At 58.3% G+C, this 20,630-nt stretch carries 18 protein-coding genes, 1 tRNA gene and 1 pseudogene; 10 read left to right on the top strand and 10 right to left on the bottom strand.

Going from position 1 to position 20,630, the window contains the following annotated elements; all coding sequences use genetic code 11:
* Positions 1 to 5: 5 nt before the first annotated feature.
* The 6 genes from JOE29_RS11005 to JOE29_RS10980 all read right to left on the bottom strand — a co-directional run bounded on the left by JOE29_RS11005 (position 6) and on the right by JOE29_RS10980 (position 6,697).
* The gene (locus JOE29_RS11005; RefSeq protein ID WP_099314586.1) at positions 6 to 1,325 is read right to left on the bottom strand and encodes a SidA/IucD/PvdA family monooxygenase; all 1,320 of its coding nucleotides are present in this window, start codon (positions 1,323 to 1,325) and stop codon (positions 6 to 8) included.
* Positions 1,326 to 1,369: 44 nt separating this feature from the next.
* The gene (locus tag JOE29_RS11000; protein ID WP_210079491.1) at positions 1,370 to 2,347 is read right to left on the bottom strand and encodes an ABC transporter substrate-binding protein; all 978 of its coding nucleotides are present in this window, start codon (positions 2,345 to 2,347) and stop codon (positions 1,370 to 1,372) included.
* A complete protein-coding gene (locus JOE29_RS10995; protein ID WP_210079490.1) occupies positions 2,344 to 3,498 on the bottom strand; it encodes an FAD-dependent oxidoreductase in 1,155 nt (384 codons plus the stop codon). The genes JOE29_RS11000 and JOE29_RS10995 overlap by 4 nt, the downstream gene beginning before the upstream one ends.
* Positions 3,499 to 3,512: 14 nt before the next feature.
* On the bottom strand, positions 3,513 to 5,012 hold the full coding sequence (locus JOE29_RS10990; protein WP_210079489.1) for a methionine--tRNA ligase: 1,500 nt from the start codon (positions 5,010 to 5,012) through the stop codon (positions 3,513 to 3,515).
* Positions 5,005 to 5,397 carry a cupin domain-containing protein gene (locus JOE29_RS10985; RefSeq protein ID WP_003410749.1) on the bottom strand — a complete coding sequence of 131 codons (393 nt, stop codon included), beginning with the start codon at positions 5,395 to 5,397 and terminating at the stop codon, positions 5,005 to 5,007. Before JOE29_RS10985 ends, JOE29_RS10990 begins: the two co-directional genes overlap by 8 nt.
* A 334-nt stretch (positions 5,398 to 5,731) precedes the next feature.
* Positions 5,732 to 6,697: a tyrosine-type recombinase/integrase gene (locus JOE29_RS10980; protein WP_017279173.1), complete on the bottom strand. Its 966-nt coding sequence runs from the start codon at positions 6,695 to 6,697 to the stop codon at positions 5,732 to 5,734.
* Positions 6,698 to 6,920: 223 nt separating this feature from the next.
* Between JOE29_RS10980 and JOE29_RS10975 the strand changes: the two genes are divergently transcribed.
* A complete protein-coding gene (locus JOE29_RS10975; protein ID WP_044313085.1) occupies positions 6,921 to 7,385 on the top strand; it encodes an antitoxin Xre/MbcA/ParS toxin-binding domain-containing protein in 465 nt (154 codons plus the stop codon).
* Positions 7,386 to 7,390: 5 nt separating this feature from the next.
* Here the strand turns inward: JOE29_RS10975 and JOE29_RS10970 are convergent, their stop codons facing one another.
* A complete protein-coding gene (locus JOE29_RS10970; RefSeq protein WP_044313084.1) occupies positions 7,391 to 8,374 on the bottom strand; it encodes an MDR family oxidoreductase in 984 nt (327 codons plus the stop codon).
* A gap of 49 nt (positions 8,375 to 8,423) precedes the next feature.
* Positions 8,424 to 9,083: a TetR/AcrR family transcriptional regulator gene (locus JOE29_RS10965; protein WP_003416942.1), complete on the bottom strand. Its 660-nt coding sequence runs from the start codon at positions 9,081 to 9,083 to the stop codon at positions 8,424 to 8,426.
* Between the two features lie 135 nt (positions 9,084 to 9,218).
* On the opposite strand from JOE29_RS10965, the gene JOE29_RS10960 reads away from it, so the two are divergent.
* The 7 genes from JOE29_RS10960 (at position 9,219) to JOE29_RS10930 (ending at position 16,365) form a co-directional block, all read left to right on the top strand.
* A complete protein-coding gene (locus JOE29_RS10960) occupies positions 9,219 to 10,298 on the top strand; it encodes a nitronate monooxygenase (protein ID WP_103693302.1) in 1,080 nt (359 codons plus the stop codon).
* Positions 10,299 to 10,399: 101 nt separating this feature from the next.
* Complete coding sequence (modA, locus tag JOE29_RS10955; RefSeq protein WP_044313082.1) at positions 10,400 to 11,167, top strand: molybdate ABC transporter substrate-binding protein; 768 nt, start codon at positions 10,400 to 10,402, stop codon at positions 11,165 to 11,167.
* Complete coding sequence (gene modB, locus JOE29_RS10950) at positions 11,168 to 11,848, top strand: molybdate ABC transporter permease subunit (protein ID WP_122219983.1); 681 nt, start codon at positions 11,168 to 11,170, stop codon at positions 11,846 to 11,848.
* Positions 11,849 to 11,851: 3 nt separating this feature from the next.
* Positions 11,852 to 12,940, top strand: a complete 1,089-nt coding sequence (gene modC, locus JOE29_RS10945) for a molybdenum ABC transporter ATP-binding protein (protein WP_058446735.1) — start codon at positions 11,852 to 11,854, stop codon at positions 12,938 to 12,940.
* Positions 12,941 to 13,029: 89 nt separating this feature from the next.
* Positions 13,030 to 14,100 (top strand): DNA topoisomerase IB, encoded by a 1,071-nt coding sequence (locus tag JOE29_RS10940; protein ID WP_058446733.1) that lies wholly within the window; start codon positions 13,030 to 13,032, stop codon positions 14,098 to 14,100.
* 167 nt (positions 14,101 to 14,267) lie between these two features.
* Positions 14,268 to 14,353: transfer RNA gene (locus JOE29_RS10935), tRNA-Leu, on the top strand.
* Between the two features lie 371 nt (positions 14,354 to 14,724).
* Positions 14,725 to 16,365: a methyl-accepting chemotaxis protein gene (locus JOE29_RS10930; RefSeq protein ID WP_057406876.1), complete on the top strand. Its 1,641-nt coding sequence runs from the start codon at positions 14,725 to 14,727 to the stop codon at positions 16,363 to 16,365.
* Between the two features lie 234 nt (positions 16,366 to 16,599).
* On the opposite strand, the pseudogene JOE29_RS10925 reads toward JOE29_RS10930, so the two are convergent.
* Positions 16,600 to 16,812: pseudogene (locus JOE29_RS10925) on the bottom strand (hypothetical protein); the annotation flags it as partial.
* An 898-nt stretch (positions 16,813 to 17,710) separates the two neighbouring features.
* On the opposite strand from JOE29_RS10925, the gene JOE29_RS10920 reads away from it, so the two are divergent.
* Both JOE29_RS10920 and JOE29_RS10915 read left to right on the top strand, forming a co-directional pair.
* On the top strand, positions 17,711 to 18,694 hold the full coding sequence (locus JOE29_RS10920) for a DUF1852 domain-containing protein (RefSeq protein ID WP_210079488.1): 984 nt from the start codon (positions 17,711 to 17,713) through the stop codon (positions 18,692 to 18,694).
* Positions 18,695 to 18,721: 27 nt separating this feature from the next.
* Complete coding sequence (locus JOE29_RS10915; RefSeq protein WP_016568266.1) at positions 18,722 to 19,753, top strand: methionine synthase; 1,032 nt, start codon at positions 18,722 to 18,724, stop codon at positions 19,751 to 19,753.
* A 202-nt stretch (positions 19,754 to 19,955) separates the two neighbouring features.
* Here JOE29_RS10915 and JOE29_RS10910 read toward each other — a convergent pair whose 3' ends face one another.
* Positions 19,956 to 20,609: a lytic polysaccharide monooxygenase auxiliary activity family 9 protein gene (locus JOE29_RS10910; RefSeq protein ID WP_057406984.1), complete on the bottom strand. Its 654-nt coding sequence runs from the start codon at positions 20,607 to 20,609 to the stop codon at positions 19,956 to 19,958.
* Positions 20,610 to 20,630 lie beyond the last annotated feature (21 nt).

The raw sequence follows: 20,630 nt of genomic DNA, 5'->3' as shown, positions 1-20,630 counted from the left end.
GGGCTTCACTTCCACTGTGCCAGCAAGGGTTCGGCGGCCGGTGCTACAGCCTGCTGAAGGGCGGTGGCGATACGCTCGGCGCGCAGTGCCATCAGTGAAAACGACTGACTGTCACTGATTCCGTGACTGCGTTCGGAAAGACCGTTGACCCAGATATTCACGTCGCACTCGCCTTGGGTGGCGACCTGATAATCCCGATCGATGAGCAGCCCCCCGTCGACATCGGCCCGCAGCCATGGCTGCAAACCACTCAACAACGGCGGTATCAGGTACTGCTGATACCCGGTGCCGAGTACCACGGCGTCGACCTCCAGCACTTGGGTGCGCTGGCTAAAGGTGTCGGTCAGCTCGACACGGTAGCCCTCGGCGACGGGCTCAATGGCGCTGATCACGCTGTAGGCGTAGGTCTGCAGGCGTTTGCGCCCGGCGATGGCGTCTTCGTAGATCAGCGAAAACAGCTTCTGGCTTTCGTCCGGGTCGATCCCCGCGTAATTGGTCGAGCGGCTCCAGTCGAGAAAACGCTGCCGCGCGGCCGGGTCCAGACTATGGAAATAGTCGACGTGATCCGGGGCGAATACACGGTTGGGGAACTGGCCCAACTGGGTGAGTTTGAAACCGGCCGAGCGATGCACCGAATGCACCTCGATGCCGGCGTCGCGGCTGACCAGCTCCAGCACCGACTCACTGGCGCTCTGCCCCGAACCGAGCACCAGCCAGCGCTTGGGCAACTGCTCGCCGAAGGCTTGCAGACGGCTCAGAAACTGCGACGTGTGAAACAGCGTCGTGCCGATCAGCGCCTCGAACGCGTGGGGAATACGCGGCGCGCTGCCGCTGGACAGCACGACATTGCGCGTCGTGAAGCAGGTATCCGCCGTGCACACGCGTAGTTCATGCAGGCGCCCATGACGCAACACCGGGTCAATTCCGGTGACCAGCGTGTTGAAGCAGGTCTGGCTGTCCACCTGCGCGGCGACCCAGGCCAGATAATCCGACCATTCATGACGACTGGCCGGGCGGCCCAGCAGGCCGAAATCGAACATTCGCCCGTGTTCCTTGAGGTACATGGCGAACGAGAAGCGGCTGCGCGGGTTGCGCGGGGTCACCAGATCGCGAAATACGTGATGATTGATGTCCGTTCCGGCCAGCAGCAGTTCGCGATGCCATTGGCTGTCCTGCGCGGCCTCCAGATAACGAACGGACAGCGCGCCCAGTGGGTCATTGGCCTCTCGCGCATCGGCAAACGCGCAGGCCAGCGCGATACCGGCCGGACCGAAGCCGATACAGACGGCGTCCGAATGCAAGGTGTGTGGTGTCGAGTTACCCATGAAGTTCCTGTCCTTAGAGTTGATGTAAAGCGGTGTTTTGGGGGCTATCGGGTGACACGGCTCAGCCCGTTGGGGCCTGGCGTCCAGAGGCAGGTCGTCGCGCTGCGCAGCTCGCCCTGATCGAAGCTGACCGTGCCCAGCGGTGTGTTGAAGGTGCTGTGCCGAAACGCATCCGGCAGTTGCCCGGCGCGAAGACCGCCGCGGGCCACCTCGGCCAGCACGTAAAGCATCAACAGGCTTTCGCGAAAGTAAGTCTGTGGCTCAGCAGCGAACAGTGACCGGTGCAGTGCCTGGGCCTGACAGCGATGTCCGGCACTGTCGGGGGCTCCGAAGCCGATCACGAAGGTGTTGCCGTCGTGCCCTGCGGTGCCCAGATACGGCGAGGCAGCGTCGTCGGTCAGCACCAGCGGTCGGGTACTGCCGGCCTGCCGCCGCGCTTGCCAGTGCTCGCGACTGGGTTTGAGGCGTCCGGCAAACACCTCGACATCGGCCTGCTCGAGCTCGTCGACACGTTGCAACCCGGCACTATCCAGCGCCGCGCTGATAGCGACGCACAAGGCCCGACCGTGAGCACTGTCGTCGGCCTGAACATGCACGCGCGGCCACTGACGAGTCGCCAGCCAGCTGACCAGATCCGCCGCCAGTTGCCGGTCCGCGGGGCAGAAACGAAAGACATTACGGTGCTCCAGAGTCAGGCAATCGATCGTTGCTGCGGGGGTTAGCAGGGCAATACCGGCGTGTCGATACAACGGCGCGGCAGCGACGGCTGCATCCGAAGAGAAATGACCGATGACCAGGTCGGCCTTCCAGTCGATCATTTGCCGGCCTACATCGGCCCCGCGAACGGCATCGGCAGCGTCGTCGAGAAAGTGCCACTGCACCCGTTCAAGCCCCGGCATGCAATTGCGCGCCACCGCCAGTGCCCTCATGAAGGTCCGTGCATGCGGCGTGTCGTCGGGGTCGAACAGAGCGCTGACCCCAACCCGCAAGCCCGGCAGGCGCGAGTCGACCGAGGACGTCATGACTGCACGCTCGCCAGCGCGAGGTCTTGTGCTGAAAAGCCCGGCATCGACCTGCCTGGCGACAATGCCGACCAGCCGGGGCAAGCGCGGTCCGTTCCGGCCAGATGCCTGCGCAGTTGCTCGACAGCAATGTGCGCCACGCCGGGCGCGAACTTGAAGCCCAGCCCGGACATGCCTGCGGCCAGATACACCGGGCTGCGCTCGGCGCAGAACCCCAGCATCGGCCGACCGTCGGCGCTGTAGCTGTCGAAACCGGGCAACACATCGAGCACCTGCGGCTTGCCGGCCGAGGCGCACAACTGGGCGACGCGCTTGCAGGCGTCCTCGCGATGCCGTGCATCGGGCTGCGCAAGATGCTCGGGCCACAGGCCGCTGTCACGCGCGCCACAGCCGGTCTGCACGATATGCCGAGTCAGCGGTATGCCGTAGCTCTGGGTAACCGCATCAATCACCGGCATTGACCAGTCGCCTTCGGTCAGCACCCGGGCAAGGGGAATCGAGCGTGCTTCCAGCCCCGGGTGCGACACCAGGTGCTGGCTCCAGGCACCGGCCGCGACCACCACGGCCCGGCAACGCAGCGTGGCGCTGCCCAGATCGATGTGCACAAGGTCGGGGGCCCGGCAGTCAATGGACTTGATCTCGCGATGCTCGAGCAGCAAGCCCTGCTGGCGTACTGACTGACACAGCGCAGCAACGGCCTGGCGCACATTGCCGACGCAGGCGCGCGGCTCGAACAGGTTGACCCGTTCCAGCGTCGGGCAATGCGGGTAGCGCCGGCCATCGAGCTCGTGACCTGACAGCAGGCGCATCGGGTAGCGTTCGCTGCCGTACTGGTCGATGGCGCGGTACAGGTTATCCAGCTGGTCCGTAGCCGCCCGGTAAATCACCCCGGTACGCCGCAACGCACTGGCGTAAGTGGTCGCAAAAACGCCGTCGTCCATCAGGCTGATGGAATAGGCCGCCAGCTCCATCAGCAGCGGATCGCTGTCATACAGGCGAACCAGGCCGCCGGAATAACCGCTTGCGCCCAGGCTGCCGGCTGCGCCCTTGTCGATCAACGCGACCGACACACCGGCGCTGCACAGCTTCGCCGCGATACTGGCGCCGGTGATCCCGGCGCCAATGACCGCTATCTCATAATCGATGAGCATTGTCGTGAATCCGTTCAGATGGAGTATTCAGCGGCCGGGCCGTTCATGAGCGTGGCGTGGACGCGGGCTTCAGGCAGTCCGTACGCGCTGATGATCTGCGCTGACATGTCCGGAATCAGCGCCTTGCCAAGCACCGCGATGAAAGCTGCCAGATGGCTGATCGGGCGACCTTCGGCCAGACGCGCGCGAGTAATGGCGATCACGTCCAGCAGCACATGGGCCATGCGTTTCATCGAAAACTGCGCAGGCTCCGAGGCTTTGCTCCACTGCACGCGCAACGCTTCCAGCAGACTGGCGTCTGCCCCGCAGAGGCCGCTCCACCAGTGGTCGTCGCGGTTGCTGCCGGCCTCCAGCAAGGCCGGAAAAAACTCGCCGAACACCTCTGCCCGCCATGCCAGAAACTGCGCCTGGCGGAAATCACCCTCGCTTTCCTCCGGCGCGATACTCGCCAGATACAGGCGCGCACTGTCGACACAGGCTTCACGGGCCAGGTCGCCGACCCAGATCGCATGGTTGCGGCTGGTCGACAGGTTCAGGCCATCCAGCTTGAGAAACTGATTGGGCATGAAGCGCTGGCGGACCTTGATGTCGCGCAGCGCCGTCAGTTGCGCCGGATAGACGATGGCGTGGCTGAACACACAGTCAAAGCCGAGAAAATGCACCAGCGTGCCCAGCCCTGATTGCCAGTACTGACGAAACAGCTCCGGACGCCCGACGCGGTCGGCATACTCCCGAAATGCCGCCATATAGCCCGCCAGCCCCATGAACCAGGTGTGCACCCGGCACGAGCCGTCGGCCTGCAGGTCGAGCCCGCCGTCGCCCGGGCGTGTGACGCCCCAGTCATGCAGGTGCTCCAGGCTGTCGCGCAACCAGCTGTCGAGCGGCTTGCGCCATGACTGGCCCAGCAGGCGGTCACGCAACTGCGGCTTGAACCCGGCCAGTTTCAGAAACGCGCGATGGACGTTTTTCCATTGCGAGGGCTGACTGCAAAGCTTGCAGCGCAAGTCTGTCATCAACTCGGCGTCAGGGGCCTGGGCGCAGTTCTCGCACTGACTGGCGTCGGACTCGGCACCGCAGTAATTGCAGTTGCCCCGGGCAAACGCCTCGTAACCCCAGACATCGCAATCAGGGCAATACGGCTCGCTTGAATCCCGACATTCGATCGCGCCGGCATCACGCAACGCACCGAACACCTCACCCACCGCTTCGGCGAACCACGGGTTGTCGTGCGGGCGCATCCAGTTGTCGGGCTGTATGTTGATGGCCGCCAGCGAGGCCTCGATGCGGTCGGAATTGCGCCTGGCCAGCTCCACCGGGTCGACGCCCTGCTCCAGTCCTTTGCGCAGCATGTAGGACTGGTAGTCGTCGGAGTAGGACACCAGCACACACTCGTGGCCACGCTGACGCTGCACGCGGGTGAAGACATCAGCGGCCAGAAACGGCCCGGCGATGTGGCCTATGTGCAAATCGCCGTTGGGGGTCGGTGGCGTGATGGTGACAATGAACTTACTCATCGAGGCACCCCGTGGTCTCGCTGTGCTGCGCCACGAACGCGTTGACGTAGTTCATGTCCCACCAGACCACATAAAAGTGGAAGTCCTCGGCAGAATCGTTGATGACGTAATGGTTGGTGTGTTTCGGAATGGCGGCGATATCGCCAACGGTGAAATCCATCTGCCGGTCACCGACAACCAGACGCGCACTGCCCTTGATGGCAATGAAGATTTCCTGATCGATCTGGGTGTGTGCCTCGCTGCAGGTGCCCGGACGGACCACGCACCAGCCGCCAGCAAACGGCATCGGATAGCCTTCCCACGGCAGCAGGCGGCTGCCATCCAGACCGTACTCATGTACCAACGAGTCGAATCGGGTTTTACGGTGTATGTCGAACTTTTCCATGCTCAGTCCCGTACGTTTCAAGTGCGGCAAAGCATGGAATTGTTGCCAATTGTTGGCTATCCGATTGCCGGATAGCTCAGGGTCGAACTATCCAGTTTTTGGATGGCGATCCGCAGGCAGGCCCGCCGTCCTATTTTTTTTGACAATGACGGCTATCGATAACGCTGATAACTGAATCGGGGACGGCGGTGTTAACGTTGCCGGCGATGAACGAACATTTCTCCCGGCCCCGCGAATCCGCATCGCGATGCCGGTGAATCTCTGCTCTGCTTCATCACTCCTTTGGTTAGATCTTTTAAGCCACCCCGTTTACGCGAGGTGGCTTTTTTTTTGCTCAAAGATCAAACCGGTCCACAACGTTGCGCCGCTCGTTGTCACTGCGCATGTCGTAACTGGCGGTGGTCGAGATGTGCGTGTGATGCGCGAGCTTCTGGGCAATCGACAGATCGAACTCTTCGATCACCCGGGTGATGAACGAACGTCGAAAGTCGTGGGGCATGATGTTCACGCCCACCTGGCGCCCGCGCTGCTTGGCGATGAAGTAAATCGCATGCTTGGTGATTCTGTCGCGGGTGATATGGCTGCCACGGCGGATCCGGTTGAACAGGAACGGGTCGTCGCCCTGCCCCGGCGGGAGGCACGACCGGCGCAACGCCAGCCAGTCGTTCAGCGCCTTGAAGGCCCATTCGGGGGCGTACTTGATCAGTTGCTTGTTGCCTTTGCCCAGCACCCGCAGGCTGCGCTCGGCGAAATCGATCTGGGAAAGGTCGAGGTTGACCGACTCGGACTTGCGCATCCCCGAGCCATACAGAATGGCAATGATCGCGGCATCGCGACGCCCTTGCGGCCTGGGGTCGGCAGCACAGGCTTCCATCAGCTCACGAATCAGCGTGCGACGGATGTTGCGGCCCTTGACCAATCGCGTGCCGCTGACCGGTTTGATGGAGCGGATTTTCAGCAATTGATCGTGGCTGATCAGGTCGTGTCGCCAGGCTTCGTTCATCACCCCGCGAATGGCGTTCACATACAGCGAGGTGGTATTGGGCGCGTAGTCATCCTGACGCAGCGTTGCGACCAGCGCGGTAACGTGGCCAGGTTGCAGGGTATGCCAGGGAATATCATGAATATCGACGTCAGCCATGCCCAGCCGGTCTGCCGCATCCTGCAGAACGTAGGTCATGGTCAGGCGGCTTGAAGGTGCCAGGCGATCGAGGTAGAGGCGCAGCGGCTTGTTGACGTCGGGCAGCGAAGGCTGGCTGACAATGCGTGCGTCCTTATCGGTGTGAGGGTCGTGCGGCATAGAAAGCGACGCCTTTTCTGGTGCAAGCGCGTGCCAACAGCCACGGCGCTTTTCATTCGTATTCAGGCGACCGACTTTAGCACGAGGGCTCTGGTGCGACACCTGCGCTGCAGCGCACCACCTTTACCGTCAGGCAACGCCCGGTAACATCCTGCTGCTTGAACGACGCGTCGCCTGGGATAGCCTTGGCCGTCCTTTCCGCCATCGAAGGCCGGCACGCACCTTGATTCCTTCCTCTGCCAGCAAAACAACTGGCCGTCGTGAAGCGGCGGCCAGTTTCTGGTTGCTGACCCACCAGCTCAGTCAGCGCAGCGAGGCCGAACGCCTGATGAATATTCAGGCGGGCTTTGCGCCGCGCTGGATCCGAGCAGTGCGGGAAGCGCTGACACTTGGCCCTCGGCAAATGGAAGCACTGTTCAACGCATCGATTTCAACCCTCGAACGGCGTCAGCGCCAGCAGCAGTCACTGGATCTGGTGGCCTCCGAACGCCTGGACCGTGTGGCGATGATTGCCAGCCACGCCCTGCAGGTGTTTACAACGCCCGAGCGTGCCAGCCAATGGCTGGTTGCCCGCAACACCTCATTCGGCGGTCGCACGCCGTTGCAATTATGCGAAACCGGGCTCGGCACGACGCAAGTGCATCGCGCACTGGTCGAACTCGAGTGTGCCAGTGCCGACGCGCCGTGATTCACTCAACGTGCAGTATCCACCACGATCCGCCCACGAACCTGCCCTGCAATCAATTGCGGCGCGAGGTCGATCACCTCGCTCAAGCCGACTTCACGGCTGATCAGCGGTAACAATGACATGTCCAGGTCGCTCGCCAGCCTCGACCAGGCTTCCAACCGATCCGCGCGTGGGCGAGTCACGCTGTCGATACCCGCCAGCGTGACACCGCGCAGAATGAACGGCGCAACCGACCCCGGAAACTCCATGCCCTGCGCCAGGCCACACGCCGCCACCACGCCGCGATAACGAATACCGGCGCACACGTTGGCCAATGTATGGCTGCCGACAGAGTCGACTGCCGCCGCCCATTGCTCCTTGGCCAGCGGTCGCCCAGGCTGCGAGAGGGTTTGCCGATCAATGATCTGTGCCGCGCCGAGTTGCTGCAGGTAGTCGCTTTCCGAGGCCCGCCCGGTGGATGCAATGACCCGATAGCCGAGTCTGGCCAGGATGGCGATGGCAAAGCTGCCGACCCCACCATTGGCGCCGGTGACCAGCACATCGCCATGGCCAGGCGTCAAACCGTGCTTTTCCAATGCCAGGACACTGAGCATCGCGGTGTAGCCCGCCGTACCGATGGCCATTGCCTGCGCCGGCGTGAAGGCCTGCGGCAGAGGAATGAGCCATTCGCTCTTGAGCCGGGCCTTTTGCGCCAGCCCGCCCCAATGCCCTTCGCCGACGCCCCAGCCATTCAGCAGAACCTTGTCCCCGACCTTGAACTCAGGTGTATCGCTGGCCTCGACCGTACCGGCCAGGTCAATACCCGGCACCATCGGGAAGCTGCGCACGATCGGGCTCTGACCGGTGATCGCCAGCGCGTCCTTATAGTTGAGCGTGCTGTGCGACACGTCGATCGTCACGTCGCCCGAGGGCAGCCGCGCTTCGTCGATGTCGGTCAGATTGACGTGGTATCCCGCCTCATCCTTGTCGATCAAGATGCCCTTGAACATATGCGCCTCCAATTTAGACTGATCGTTTTTAAATAACTCTGACAAGAAATCATTGCGGCAAACCGCGAAGGTAGCCGGCAATGAACGTGTTCAATGGTGTAGCGCTTTTAACCAGTCGGGCACGCAGCACTGCGCCTTCCCAGCCGATCCAGAAAAACGCGGCCAGCTCATCGCAATCAGCGTCTGCGGCCAATTCGCCCATTGACTGCGCAGCCCTAAGACAACCCGCCAGTTTCGACTGCCAGTCCAGCAGCGTCTGTTCCAGTACCTCTCGAAATCCGTCCGGTAACAGACTGATTTCCTGGCCCAAATTGCCGACCATGCAACCGCGTCGATAGTCGTGTCGCGCCATACCGCCCTTGGCGCTCTGCACAAAGCCGACCAGTCGTTCCAGTGGCGAAAGCGCTTCATCCAGCAGCCAGTGGTCCAGCCGCTGCGCGAAATAGCGCGCGTACTCATCCAGCACCGCCCGGCCAAACGCTTCCTTGCTGGGGAAGTAGTGATAGAACGACCCTTTGGGAATGCCGACTTCCTTGAGGATGTAATCCAGCCCTGTTGCCGAAAAACTCTGTTCGGTGAGCACTTCCAGACCGCGACGCAGCAGCGCCTCGCGGGTCTCGAGGTTATCGCGATCAACCTTCGGCGGCCGGCCGGGACGCCGGGGCCTGGCGAGTGAGGGAGTAGGTAGCGGGATCGTTGGCTGAGTCATTCCCGAATAGTAGACCGATCGTTTTTTATGTCAACCAAGCGACCCTCCCGGCTTGTCGACGCTCGACGTGGCGTTTGCCATTCACGCCATTCTCGCGCTCAATGAGCGTCTGCCGAATGCCTGCCGGAGAACCACATGAGCCAATGGCCAGATAGCCGCATCATTGAACTGTTCGCCATCGACCTGCCGCTGTTGCAAGCTCCCATGGCGGGCGCCAGCGGCTCGCAGATGGCCATTGCTGTGGCTCAGGCGGGCGGCTTGGGGGCATTGCCCTGCGCCATGCTCACCCCTGAGAAAATCGAACAGGAAGTCGCGACTTTCAGGCAGCAGACCGGCAACGCCCCGTTGAACCTGAATTTCTTCTGCCATCAGCTTCCGGCCAACGACGCAGAGCGCGCCGAACGCTGGAAGCAGTCGCTCAAGCCCTATTACGAGGAATTAGGTGCCGATTTCGATGCGCCGACACCGGTCTCTAACCGCGCGCCCTTCGACAGCGACAGCTGCGCATTGATCGAGCGCTTGAGGCCGGAAGTGGTGAGTTTCCATTTCGGCCTTCCGCAGCCATCGTTACTGGATCGGGTCCGGGCCACGGGTGCAAAAATCATCTCGTCAGCCACCACGGTCGAGGAAGCTACCTGGCTGGAGCAACACGGCTGCGACGCGGTGATTGCCATGGGCTACGAAGCAGGCGGCCATCGGGGGCTGTTCCTCAGCGATCACCTGCACACCCAGGTCGGCACCTTTGCGTTGGTCCCGCAAATCGCTGACGCGACAAGCATCCCGGTCATCGCCGCAGGTGGTATCGCGGACGGTCGCGGTGTAGCGGCGGCATTTGTCCTGGGCGCTTCGGCGGTACAGATCGGAACCGCATATCTGTTCTGCCCGGAAGCCAGCGTCAGCGCCCTGCATCGCCAGGCGCTGCACGACGCCTCGGGCAGCCAGACCGCGCTGACCAACCTCTTCACCGGGCGTCCGGCGCGAGGCATCGTCAACCGGCTCATGCGCGAAGCCGGCCCCATCAGCCCGCTCGCCCCGGCGTTTCCGCTGGCAGGCGGTGCTTTGATGCCGCTGCGCGCGCAGGCGGAAAAACTGGGCAGCAGTGACTTCGTGAACCTCTGGGCAGGCCAGGCAGTCGGTATCAAACATCGGCTGGGAGCCACCGAACTGACGCGGCAACTGGCTGAAAATGCGCTGAAAATTCTGTCTCCGCGATAAAACAGTGCTTTCAGAACAACAGGCTGACGCTATATATTTATCTATATAGCGAAACGCCCTTACCCCGATGGCGTGCGTTTTCATCATCAAGGAGCTGTTTCATGCGAACGACCACGCTACGCGCCATTCTCAAGTTCTCCGTGCTGGCCTTTACCGCCTCTGCCGCAGCCCATGCGTCTGCCGACGAAGTGCAAGTCGCCGTGGCGGCCAACTTCACCGCGCCGATCCAGGCGATAGCCACTGACTTCGAGAAGGACACCGGCCACAAACTAGTCGCCGCATTTGGCGCTACCGGTCAGATCTATACGCAGATCAAGAATGGCGCGCCGTTCGAGGTATTCCTCTCGGCTGACGACACCACGCCGGCAAAACTCGAGCAGGAAGGCGACACCGTCAAGGGATCGCGCTTCACCTACGCGGTCGGAACACTGGCGTTGTGGTCGGCCAAGGATGGTTATGTCGACAGCAATGGCCAGGTGCTCAAGGCCAATCAGTATCAACACTTGTCCATCGCCAACCCCAAAACCGCGCCGTACGGCCTCGCGGCGACTCAAGTGCTGAGCAAACTGGGCCTGACCGAGGCCACCAAAGCCAAGATCGTCGAAGGTCAGAGCATTACCCAGGCCTACCAGTTCGTCTCCACCGGCAATGCCGAGCTCGGTTTCGTGGCCCTGTCGCAGGTCTACAAGGATGGCAAGCTGACCAGCGGCTCGGCCTGGATCGTACCGGACGACCTGCATGACCCGATCAAGCAGGACGCGGTCATCCTCAACAAAGGCAAGGACAGCGCCGCTGCCAAGGCGCTGGTCGAGTACCTCAAAGGTCCGAAAGCCGCCGAGATCATCAAGTCCTTCGGATATCAGCTGTAAATGCCGCTGGGGAGTGCCGACATCGCGGCGATCTGGCTGACGCTGAAACTGGCGTCGCTGACCACCGTCATCCTGCTGATCATCGGCACGCCCATCGCGCTGTGGCTGGCGCGCACTGATTCATGGCTGAAGGGGCCGATTGGCGCAGTGGTCGCCCTGCCCCTGGTGCTGCCGCCAACCGTTATCGGTTTTTACCTGTTGCTGCTGCTCGGCCCCAACGGTGCGGTGGGTCAGCTCACACAAAGCCTGGGGCTGGGTACGCTGACTTTCAGCTTTACCGGGCTGGTGATCGGCTCGGTTCTGTACTCGATGCCTTTTGTCGTGCAGCCGCTGCAGAACGCGTTCGCAGCGATCGGCACCCGCCCTCTGGAGGTCGCGGCCACCTTACGGGCTGGCCCTTGGGACACCTTTTTTCACGTGATTCTGCCTCTGGCCAAGCCGGGGTTTATCACCGCGGCCATCCTGGGATTCGCGCACACGGTCGGCGAGTTCGGTGTGGTCCTGATGATCGGCGGCAATATCCCGGAGAAAACCCGTGTGGTGTCGGTGCAGATCTTCGATCACGTCGAATCCATGGAGTACCTGCAAGCGCACTGGCTGGCCGGCGCGATGCTGGTCTTTTCCTTTCTGGTGCTGTTGGCGTTGTATTCCAGCGGCAAATCCAGAACGGGATGGAGCTGAGCCATGGCGTCGCCGATAGAAGTTCGCCTGCAGATGGCCTACCCGGATTTCACCGTCCGTACCGACCTGAGCCTCCCGGGGTCGGGCATTACCGCGCTGTTCGGGCCTTCCGGCTCGGGCAAGACGACCTGCCTGCGCTGTATCGCCGGTCTGGAAAAAGCCGATCAGGGCGTGATCCGCGTTCACGATGAAGTCTGGCAGGACACCAAAAAAGGTATTTTCGTGGCTCCGCACAAGCGGGCGATCGGCTACGTGTTTCAGGAAGCCAGCCTGTTCGCGCATCTGTCGGTGCGGGACAACCTGGAGTTCGGGATGAAACGTATCCCGCGCCAGCAGCGCCGCATTCAACTGCTGCAGGCCAGCGAACTGCTCGGCATCGATCACCTGCTGCAGCGCAACCCTGACAAGCTGTCCGGTGGAGAGCGCCAGCGCGTGGGCATCGCCCGCGCCCTGCTGACCAGCCCGCGGCTGATGCTGCTCGATGAGCCGTTGGCGGCGCTGGACACCCGGCGCAAAAGTGAAATCCTGCCGTACCTGGAGCGCCTGCACCGGGAACTGGACATCCCCATGCTGTACGTCAGCCATGCTCAGGATGAAGTCGCACGCCTGGCGGACCACCTGGTGCTGCTCGACGCAGGCAACGTGCTGGCCAGCGGTCCGATCCAAGAAACCCTGGCGCGGCTGGACCTTCCGCTGGCGATGGGCAGTGATGCGGGGGTGGTCATCGAAGGCACGGTCAGCGCCTATGATCAGCATTACCAACTGCTCACCGTGACCCTGCCCGACAGCAAGCTGAGCATGCGCGTCGCTCACGCGCAGATGCAGGTCGGCACCCTGCTGCGCATCAAGGTCCAGGCCCGGGACGTCAGCCTCAACCTGCAACCCGATTACCAGAGCAGCATCCTCAACCGCTTGCCGGTCACGGTGATAGAAGAAGCGCTGGCTGACAATTCGGCACACGTGCTGGTCAAGCTGGACGCTGGCGGCACGCCGTTGCTCGCGCGCATCACTCGCTATTCCAGCGACCAACTGAACCTGCACAGAGGTCAGTCGCTCTGGGCGCAGATCAAGGCGGTCGCGGTGCTGGCCTGACCTTTCGAAAAAAACACCCACGCAGCAAATAAACGGCACCACCGTAAAAGGCCGAGGTCAGTGTTTTTAACTGCCTTTGGAACTTAGCCATGCCTGACTCGACTGCCATCAGCCAGCCCGCCAGTGAACTGCATTACGTAGACGACACTCAACCGGGCCTTACGCGCAAGGTACTGCGCGGCAAATTCGCGTACTTCGACACTCAGGGTCAGCGCATCAAGGACGACTCGGAGATCAAGCGCATTAATGCTCTGGCAGTGCCGCCCGCCTACACCGAGGTGTGGATCTGTGCCGACCCGCTGGGTCACCTGCAGGCCACCGGCCGCGACGCCCGCGGGCGCAAGCAGTATCGCTACCATCCGCGCTGGCGCGAAATACGCGATCAGGACAAATACTCGCGGCTGATCGAGTTCGGCCATGCGCTGCCCAAAGTGCGCAAGCAGATCGAAGCACAGCTCGCCCAGCCGGGCATGGGCCGGGAAAAAGTCATGGCGACAGTCATCTCATTGCTGGACGCGACCTTGATCCGCATCGGTAACAGCCAGTACGCCAAGGAAAACCGCTCTTACGGCCTGACCACCCTGCGCAACAAGCACGTCGAAGTCAAAGGCGGCCAGATCCTCTTCGAGTTCCGCGGCAAGAGTGGCGTCGAGCATAAAGTCAGCGTCAAGGATCGACGTCTGGCCAACGTGATCAAGCACTGCATGGAGCTGCCCGGACAAAACCTCTTCCAGTACCTGGACGAAGACGGTGTGCGCCACGCGGTGACCTCATCGGATATCAATGCCTACCTGCAAAGCCTCACCGGCTCGGACTTCACCGCCAAGGATTACCGAACCTGGGCGGCCAGCGCGCTGGCGCTGGCAACACTGCAAAAACTGCACTGGGAGCCAGAAGCCGACGCCAAACGGCACATCGTCGACATGGTCAAGGCAGTCTCGAAACAACTGGGCAACACCCCCGCCATCTGCCGAAAATGCTACATCCACCCGGCGGTTCTGGAAGGCTTCCTGCTCGGCAACCTCGCCAAACTCCCCCGCTCCCGACAACGCAAAGGCCTGCGCCTGGAAGAAGTCGCCCTGGCGAGCTACCTGCGAATACTGGCTGACAAGGTCGAGGCTGTGGTTAAAGATGCTGTGGTGAAAGACAGCAAGGCCTGAGCCGCCTGACCGCGGCACGTCAGCCTTTGCGCCAGAGAAATTTCGTAGCTTCATGATTTGCCAAGCATTTCTGACAGAAAAAAAAGCAGCGTCTTGCCCCCTTCGGGACGCTTTCAAGCTTGCTTCATGGGGGCCGGGTGTATATATTCCCTGCTCTTGGCGCTACCGCCCCGATGGCGAAATTGGTAGACGCAAGGGACTTAAAATCCCTCGTCCTTTGGACGTGCCGGTTCGACCCCGGCTCGGGGCACCACATATATATAAAGGGCTTACGGGGCATTTTGCTCAGTAGGCCCTTTTTGTTTTGGTCCGCAACAACAGTTGTGGTCTGCAATTCCTAAAAACTCTTTGCCGTGTTCCTGATCAGTTATTACGGGACCGAGAGCGTCAGCGGCGCGGGCGAACCGGCACCAACCTTGGCTCTGGTCACCGCAGCAGGTCCACATGTGCGGCAAAAGCGTTACCCCGCCGTCCATGATAGCTCTCACTCAAGCGGTTGCCTTGAACAACTGGTGCAGGGCTGAACCGCTTGTCGCCAGCCACTGAAGGAACGGCAGTAGCTGGCCGATACGATTGCATGACCCTTCTAGTTCGGATAGGGAAATCAAGGAAGGCTACACTACGATGAATCTCTTACGCGGCACTATGTTATCAACACGCCTAATTTCTGCGTTTGTGGTATGCGCAGTTGTCACACTAGGTGTCGGCCTTGTCGGATACACGGGTATCACAGGCCTCAAAAACAGCGTAGATGGGATCGTCAGTAACAACCTCGTATCTGTGTACAACACGAGTAATGCACGCTCAAATGCGATAGCGCATTATCGCGACTTGCACCGCGCACTGCTGTATAAATTTGCAAAGGCAGACCAAGCCAAATATGACGAGACGTTGAAGTCCTTAGCAGATAATCAAAAAGAAGTAGAACAACTTTTCAATGCATATCGGCAAACGCCTCTGGAAGACGATGAAAGAGCGGCGGGTGATCAGTTTGAAAAAGACTGGCCAGCGTACATTAACGCATCCTCTCGCGTGATCGAATTAGCGGCGAAAGGTGACCTTGAAAGCGCGAACAAGATGTTCGCACAAGAGGTGGATCCTGCCTACAAGAAAACAAACGATGAGTTAAAAATAATAGTAGCGTCTAACAAGCGCCAGAGTGATGACGTCGCTATAGAAGCCGCGAAGACTTCGAGCGTCGCATACGGGTCATTGGGCATAGGCGTAGTGATCGCGTTTGTTGCTGCAATTATTCTGGGCTTATTGGTCACACGCTCGATCACTCGACCGCTTTTGGGGGCTCTACGGACCGCAAAACAAGTGGCCGACGGCGACCTTTCTCAACAAATTGATGTCACCGGGAATGACGAGATCAGCACACTGCAATCAGCACTGAGCACGATGCAAGTTAACCTAAGAAATACTATTAAAGAAATTGCCAATGCGGCTGATCAACTGGCCTCTGCGTCAGAAGAGTTGAATGCAGTTACGGAGGAGAGTTCCAAAGCACTGATACGCCAGAACGATGAGATCCAGCAAGCCGCTACGGCGGTGAACGAGATGACAGCAGCGGTTGAGGAGGTAGCGCGCAATGCCTCAGGCGCGTCTGAGTCCTCTGAAGAAACTAGCCGCAGTGCTATTGAAGGACGTGATCAAGTAAAGAATGCCGTTGGATCGGTTAATACTATGGCAGAGCAGATTTCTCAATCGACTGAAAAGGTCACGGTACTCGCCACGAGAGTCAATGAGATCACAGGCGTTCTCGCAGTTATTCAGTCCATAGCCCAGCAAACCAACCTGTTGGCCTTGAATGCCGCAATTGAGGCAGCCAGGGCTGGCGAGCAGGGTCGCGGCTTTGCGGTAGTCGCCGATGAAGTGCGCGCCCTTGCGCACCGAACGCAGGCGTCGACCGCAGACATTGAGGCTATGATGGCCCAAATTCGTGCGGGTGCGGATGAAGCAGTGATCTCTATGAATAACAGTAGGAGCCTTGCAGGAGAAACCCGTGATCAAGCGATTCAGGCAGGTCACGCGCTAGACAGAATCACCGAAGGTGTCTCAATGATTAATGAGAAAAATCTCGTGATCGCAAGTGCCGCCGAAGAGCAAGCTCACGTAGCTCGAGAGGTGGACCGAAACCTGATTAATATTCAAGATATCTCCACTCAGACTGCAACTGGCGCGCACCAAACCAATGCCTCGAGTGCAGAGCTTTCTCGACTTGCCGCCTCATTTGGAGTATTGGTCAATAAGTTCAAGACCTGAATAAAGTTGATCAGAACGCGTGTGTATATAGTAGGCATCTGACAATAGCGCATTCAGATGCCTATGTGCTTGCGCAAAGATCTTCCGCCTCGCTTGAGGCGCGAAGACGGCACGCCGCTAGACTGGTGTGAAATCACATCGCCCCCATACAGCATTGTCATCCCATGCGAATACATCCAGGACATGAACGGCAGCGAATACCGATCAGCGACTACACCAAAGCCCCTCCATCCTTTTTTTGCGGATCACCCGTTCGGAGTCGATCAGTTCGTTAAGCATGCGGACGGTGTCGATATCGGCACGTCCATGTCGCGATCGGTCGCATCCTTGGAGAGGACTTTTCTCAACCACAAGAAGTCACCCAGCAGGATTGTGCCTGTACCGCCCGGTCAGCCAAGTAGCTTTGCCTGGGCCAAGGTCGCTCGGATCCCTCTTTACCCCTGAAATAAAAAAGACCCGCCAGTAGGGCGAGCCTTGTCAGAAAAAAATGGCTCAGTTAAACCCGGCCAAATTTTTTCGTCTTGGGATCGAGATAATCTTGACCGGATCGAGTTATCTGGATAACCCAATCTCTAGAAACTAAAAGAAGGCCTGAATCAACACAGCGGTTTGCCAGATAGAAAAACTCAGCTTCCTCTAGGGGTCTCGTAATATTTCCACTGGATGATCTCCACTTTTCAAGAAGATCATCAAGATGAATCCCGCTAGAAGCAGCGTAACTCGGGAGCAGGTCCAATAAATGCTTAATCCTAAGTGAATCGGGTTTCATGTGAATCTCCCTTCCAAACCTCGGAAAGGATTTATTAACACATACCAGAGCAATATCAAAGCGCCATCACACATAAAAGACTCTAAGCCGACTGTTGCACAGGGAAAACAGGTACGAATAAGGCCCTCGCTGAACTTGGCAACCAGACGTTCCGAGGGATCTGAGTAAATCGCAGTCATGGAAAAGCCAAGCCGTGAGACTGGGCTTGGGCGATCGATACATCAATTGCGCGGGCCATAGACCTCATCCCGAATTGTGGTGCTTTCCATGACCTCGCCAAAATCTGTCTGTCCATGCAGACATCGAGAATCACTCACCATCAACATCGACCACGCTGAATATTGACCGCCCCCCCTCCCAGAGACCTGCATACCCTTAGGGCAATCATGAGCGTGACTAATGATTTATTGAAATCAATTCGTTTTTGTTCATGTAGGCAACCGACCTAAAATCCCTACAGCTCTTCACCCTCAGCAGAATAACGGCTGCTGATCGAAGACACAGACATCAGTCAACGCTAAAAGGGGCAAGACGCCTATCCGGGCGTTGCCTCGTAAGGAAGGATGCCAAGCCTAGATGAAAAAAGAATTCACATTTTCTACCAAGTGTACTTGTTTTGATGAGAATTACTCACCCTCAGACACTACCCGAGTCACGACTAATTTTGCGAACCTGGCCAGGGGAAAAAGTCGCCGAGAGAATTTACGTAATACCTTGAAGATGATCGACAATCGCTTCAATGCCCTAGCGCATTGGGACAACCCTAAAGGCGATCGTTATACGCTGGTGCTGAACATTGTCTCTGCGGAAATGAATATCGATGCTGAAGGTGATCACTCTGCCATTCCGTTAATTGAGGTTTTGAAGACAACGATCATTGACCGAAAAACCAATACGCATATTAACGGAATGGTAGGAAATAACTTCTCTTCCTACGTGCGAGACTATGATTTCAGCGTGAGATTACCAGAGCACAAAAAAAACCAGTCCGGGCTCAGCACGCCAGAAGATTTCGGAGATCTGCACGGAAAGCTCTACAAAAGCTTTGTCAATTCAACCAGCTACAAAGCGCATTTTGACAAACCGCCTGTTATCTGCCTGAGTGTATCGAGCGCCAGAACCTATCACCGGACCGAGAATCAGCATCCTGTTTTAGGGTATGAATACCAGCAGGACGAATACTCGTTGACGGATGAGTATTTCATGAAAATGGGCTTAAAGGTCCGCTATTTCATGCCCCCGAACAGCGTTGCGCCTCTGGCGTTTTATTTCTCGGACGATTTGCTGGGTGACTACACCAATCTGGAGCTTATTAGCACCATCAGCACGATGGACACCTTCCAGAAAATTTATCGCCCTGAGATCTATAACGCAAATTCAACGGCAGGAAAAATCTATCAACCTAGCTTGAAAAATAACGATTACTCGTTGACCCGCATTGTGTACGACCGCGAGGAGCGAAGTCAGCTGGCTATAAAGCAAGGGAAATTTGTTGAAGAGCACTTTATCAAACCCTATCAGCCCCTTCTGGATCAGTGGTCCGCAAGCTGCATTCTTTGATCATTTAAAAACCAAGGTTGATTTTTCATGAAAAAACTTTTGCCCACCTCCACTGCTGGCAGCTTGCCTAAACCTTCCTGGCTTGCACAACCTGAGACACTCTGGTCACCGTGGAAATTGCAAGGGGAAGAACTGGTTGAAGGTAAGCAGGATGCGTTACGTTTGTCGCTGCAAGAACAACAACTGGCCAATATTGATATCGTCAGCGACGGTGAACAAACGCGCCAGCATTTTGTAACTACATTTATTGAGCATCTCGATGGCGTCGATTTTGAACAGCGCGAGACCGTTAGAATTCGAGACCGCTATGATGCGAGCGTGCCAACGGTGGTGGGTGCTGTCGCTCGCCGAAAACCAGTTTTTGTTGAAGACGCAAGATTTCTACGCCAGCAAACCAGGCAGCCTATCAAGTGGGCCTTGCCCGGACCAATGACGATGATTGACACCCTCTACGATGCTCACTATAAAAATCGTGAAAAACTGGCTTGGGAATTTGCCAAAATCCTCAACCAGGAGGCCAAAGAGCTAGAGGCTGCCGGGGTTGATATTATTCAGTTTGATGAGCCTGCATTCAATGTGTTTTTTGATGAAGTGAATGACTGGGGCGTCGCCACCCTGGAAAGGGCAGTTGAAGGGCTTACATGTGAAACGGCCGTGCATATTTGCTATGGCTACGGCATCAAGGCGAATACCGACTGGAAAAAAACGCTGGGCTCCGAATGGCGACAGTACGAAGAGGCCTTTCCCAGGCTGCAAAACTCCAGTATCGACATCATCTCGTTGGAATGTCACAACTCGCACGTCCCTATGGATCTGCTTGAACTCATTCGAGGCAAGAAAGTGATGGTAGGAGCCATTGATGTGGCAAGCCATGCCATTGAAACGCCTGAGCAAGTCGCCAACACGCTAAGGAAAGCGCTTAAATTCGTCGACGCCGACAAACTCTATCCCTGCACCAACTGCGGAATGGCCCCTCTCCCTCGTCATGTCGCCAGCGGCAAGCTGCGCGCGTTAAGTGCAGGGGCAGACATCGTCCGCAAAGAACTCTTGAGCCAGTGATCGGCTACGTACGCAAGTCAGTAGGCGATACTCAGGCCTGGCTTGCACAAAAAAGCCCGGCGCTGAAGCCGGGCTTTCTGATCATCTATCCTTATGCAGAACACGCATGGCCAACGCTTCGCTGGTCGCTTGCACCCTGTCCTTCTCGTCTACACCTTCCCAATAGAACGGATTCTGGAAGCTTCGAGACGCGTAGCGTTCACTACTTAACGGGCGGCTTGTCAAAATCGACATCAAGCGTCTGATAAAATGCCATCGGTGATTCAGCAACGATCCAGAGAAGAAGGATGACGTGGTGACCTTGTTTGCCCTCTGGCAGTACTGCAGAGATCTCTGTTTTCGGAGCAAGTTCTTCACGGTGCTCGCTATACGGGTCAAGAAGAGAGATCTCTTCGTAAAAAGGTTTCTCTTGAAAGTGGGCACGCGTCAATCGAGTGCTCTCATCCCAGCCATCTTTAGTAATGAACCAGCGATAACCACGCGTCACATGCGGTGCCTCATACCGCCAAGTCACCATAAAAGTGCTGACACCTTTCACACCTTGGCGAGGCCAGCCTTCAGCGTTGCCCTCGGCTACCAGTCTGTCTGCGACCTCTCTATCGGTATAATTCAAGCACTCACGCTCGTCGGTCCAACCTCCGCTCACTATAAGGCCATCCTTTGGAGGCTCCGCACTGGGAACATCAGATTTAAAACCAGCGAATTCACCTCCAATGGTATCCGGAAAGTTTTTGCCGCTTTCTATCCCATGCAGGTGCCACTCCAGTACCCAGCTCTGATCCATTGCATAAGAGCCCCTCGTTGCAGGGTCTGTAATCCGCCCGTGTTTAACTCCCGTGGTGGTAGCATCACTCATGTCCCTATCCTCAATTATTAA

Source organism: Pseudomonas sp. PvP009, assembly GCF_017832995.1.
GTDB lineage: Bacteria > Pseudomonadota > Gammaproteobacteria > Pseudomonadales > Pseudomonadaceae > Aquipseudomonas > Aquipseudomonas syringae.
Note: the sequence above shows the minus strand (reverse complement) of the source record. Positions and strands in the feature narration are given on the sequence as shown.

Bases quoted from the DNA above. Each gene is read 5' to 3' on its own strand.
- JOE29_RS11005 (WP_099314586.1), bottom strand. From the start codon at position 1,325: ATGGGTAACTCGACACCACACACCTTGCATTCGGACGCCGTCTGTATC.
- JOE29_RS11000 (WP_210079491.1), bottom strand. From the start codon at position 2,347: ATGACGTCCTCGGTCGACTCGCGCCTGCCGGGCTTGCGGGTTGGGGTC.
- JOE29_RS10995 (WP_210079490.1), bottom strand. From the start codon at position 3,498: ATGCTCATCGATTATGAGATAGCGGTCATTGGCGCCGGGATCACCGGC.
- JOE29_RS10990 (WP_210079489.1), bottom strand. From the start codon at position 5,012: ATGAGTAAGTTCATTGTCACCATCACGCCACCGACCCCCAACGGCGAT.
- JOE29_RS10985 (WP_003410749.1), bottom strand. From the start codon at position 5,397: ATGGAAAAGTTCGACATACACCGTAAAACCCGATTCGACTCGTTGGTA.
- JOE29_RS10980 (WP_017279173.1), bottom strand. From the start codon at position 6,697: ATGCCGCACGACCCTCACACCGATAAGGACGCACGCATTGTCAGCCAG.
- JOE29_RS10970 (WP_044313084.1), bottom strand. From the start codon at position 8,374: ATGTTCAAGGGCATCTTGATCGACAAGGATGAGGCGGGATACCACGTC.
- JOE29_RS10965 (WP_003416942.1), bottom strand. From the start codon at position 9,083: ATGACTCAGCCAACGATCCCGCTACCTACTCCCTCACTCGCCAGGCCC.
- JOE29_RS10960 (WP_103693302.1), top strand. From the start codon at position 9,219: ATGAGCCAATGGCCAGATAGCCGCATCATTGAACTGTTCGCCATCGAC.
- modA (WP_044313082.1), top strand. From the start codon at position 10,400: ATGCGAACGACCACGCTACGCGCCATTCTCAAGTTCTCCGTGCTGGCC.
- modB (WP_122219983.1), top strand. From the start codon at position 11,168: ATGCCGCTGGGGAGTGCCGACATCGCGGCGATCTGGCTGACGCTGAAA.
- modC (WP_058446735.1), top strand. From the start codon at position 11,852: ATGGCGTCGCCGATAGAAGTTCGCCTGCAGATGGCCTACCCGGATTTC.
- JOE29_RS10940 (WP_058446733.1), top strand. From the start codon at position 13,030: ATGCCTGACTCGACTGCCATCAGCCAGCCCGCCAGTGAACTGCATTAC.
- JOE29_RS10930 (WP_057406876.1), top strand. From the start codon at position 14,725: ATGAATCTCTTACGCGGCACTATGTTATCAACACGCCTAATTTCTGCG.
- JOE29_RS10920 (WP_210079488.1), top strand. From the start codon at position 17,711: ATGAAAAAAGAATTCACATTTTCTACCAAGTGTACTTGTTTTGATGAG.
- JOE29_RS10915 (WP_016568266.1), top strand. From the start codon at position 18,722: ATGAAAAAACTTTTGCCCACCTCCACTGCTGGCAGCTTGCCTAAACCT.
- JOE29_RS10910 (WP_057406984.1), bottom strand. From the start codon at position 20,609: ATGAGTGATGCTACCACCACGGGAGTTAAACACGGGCGGATTACAGAC.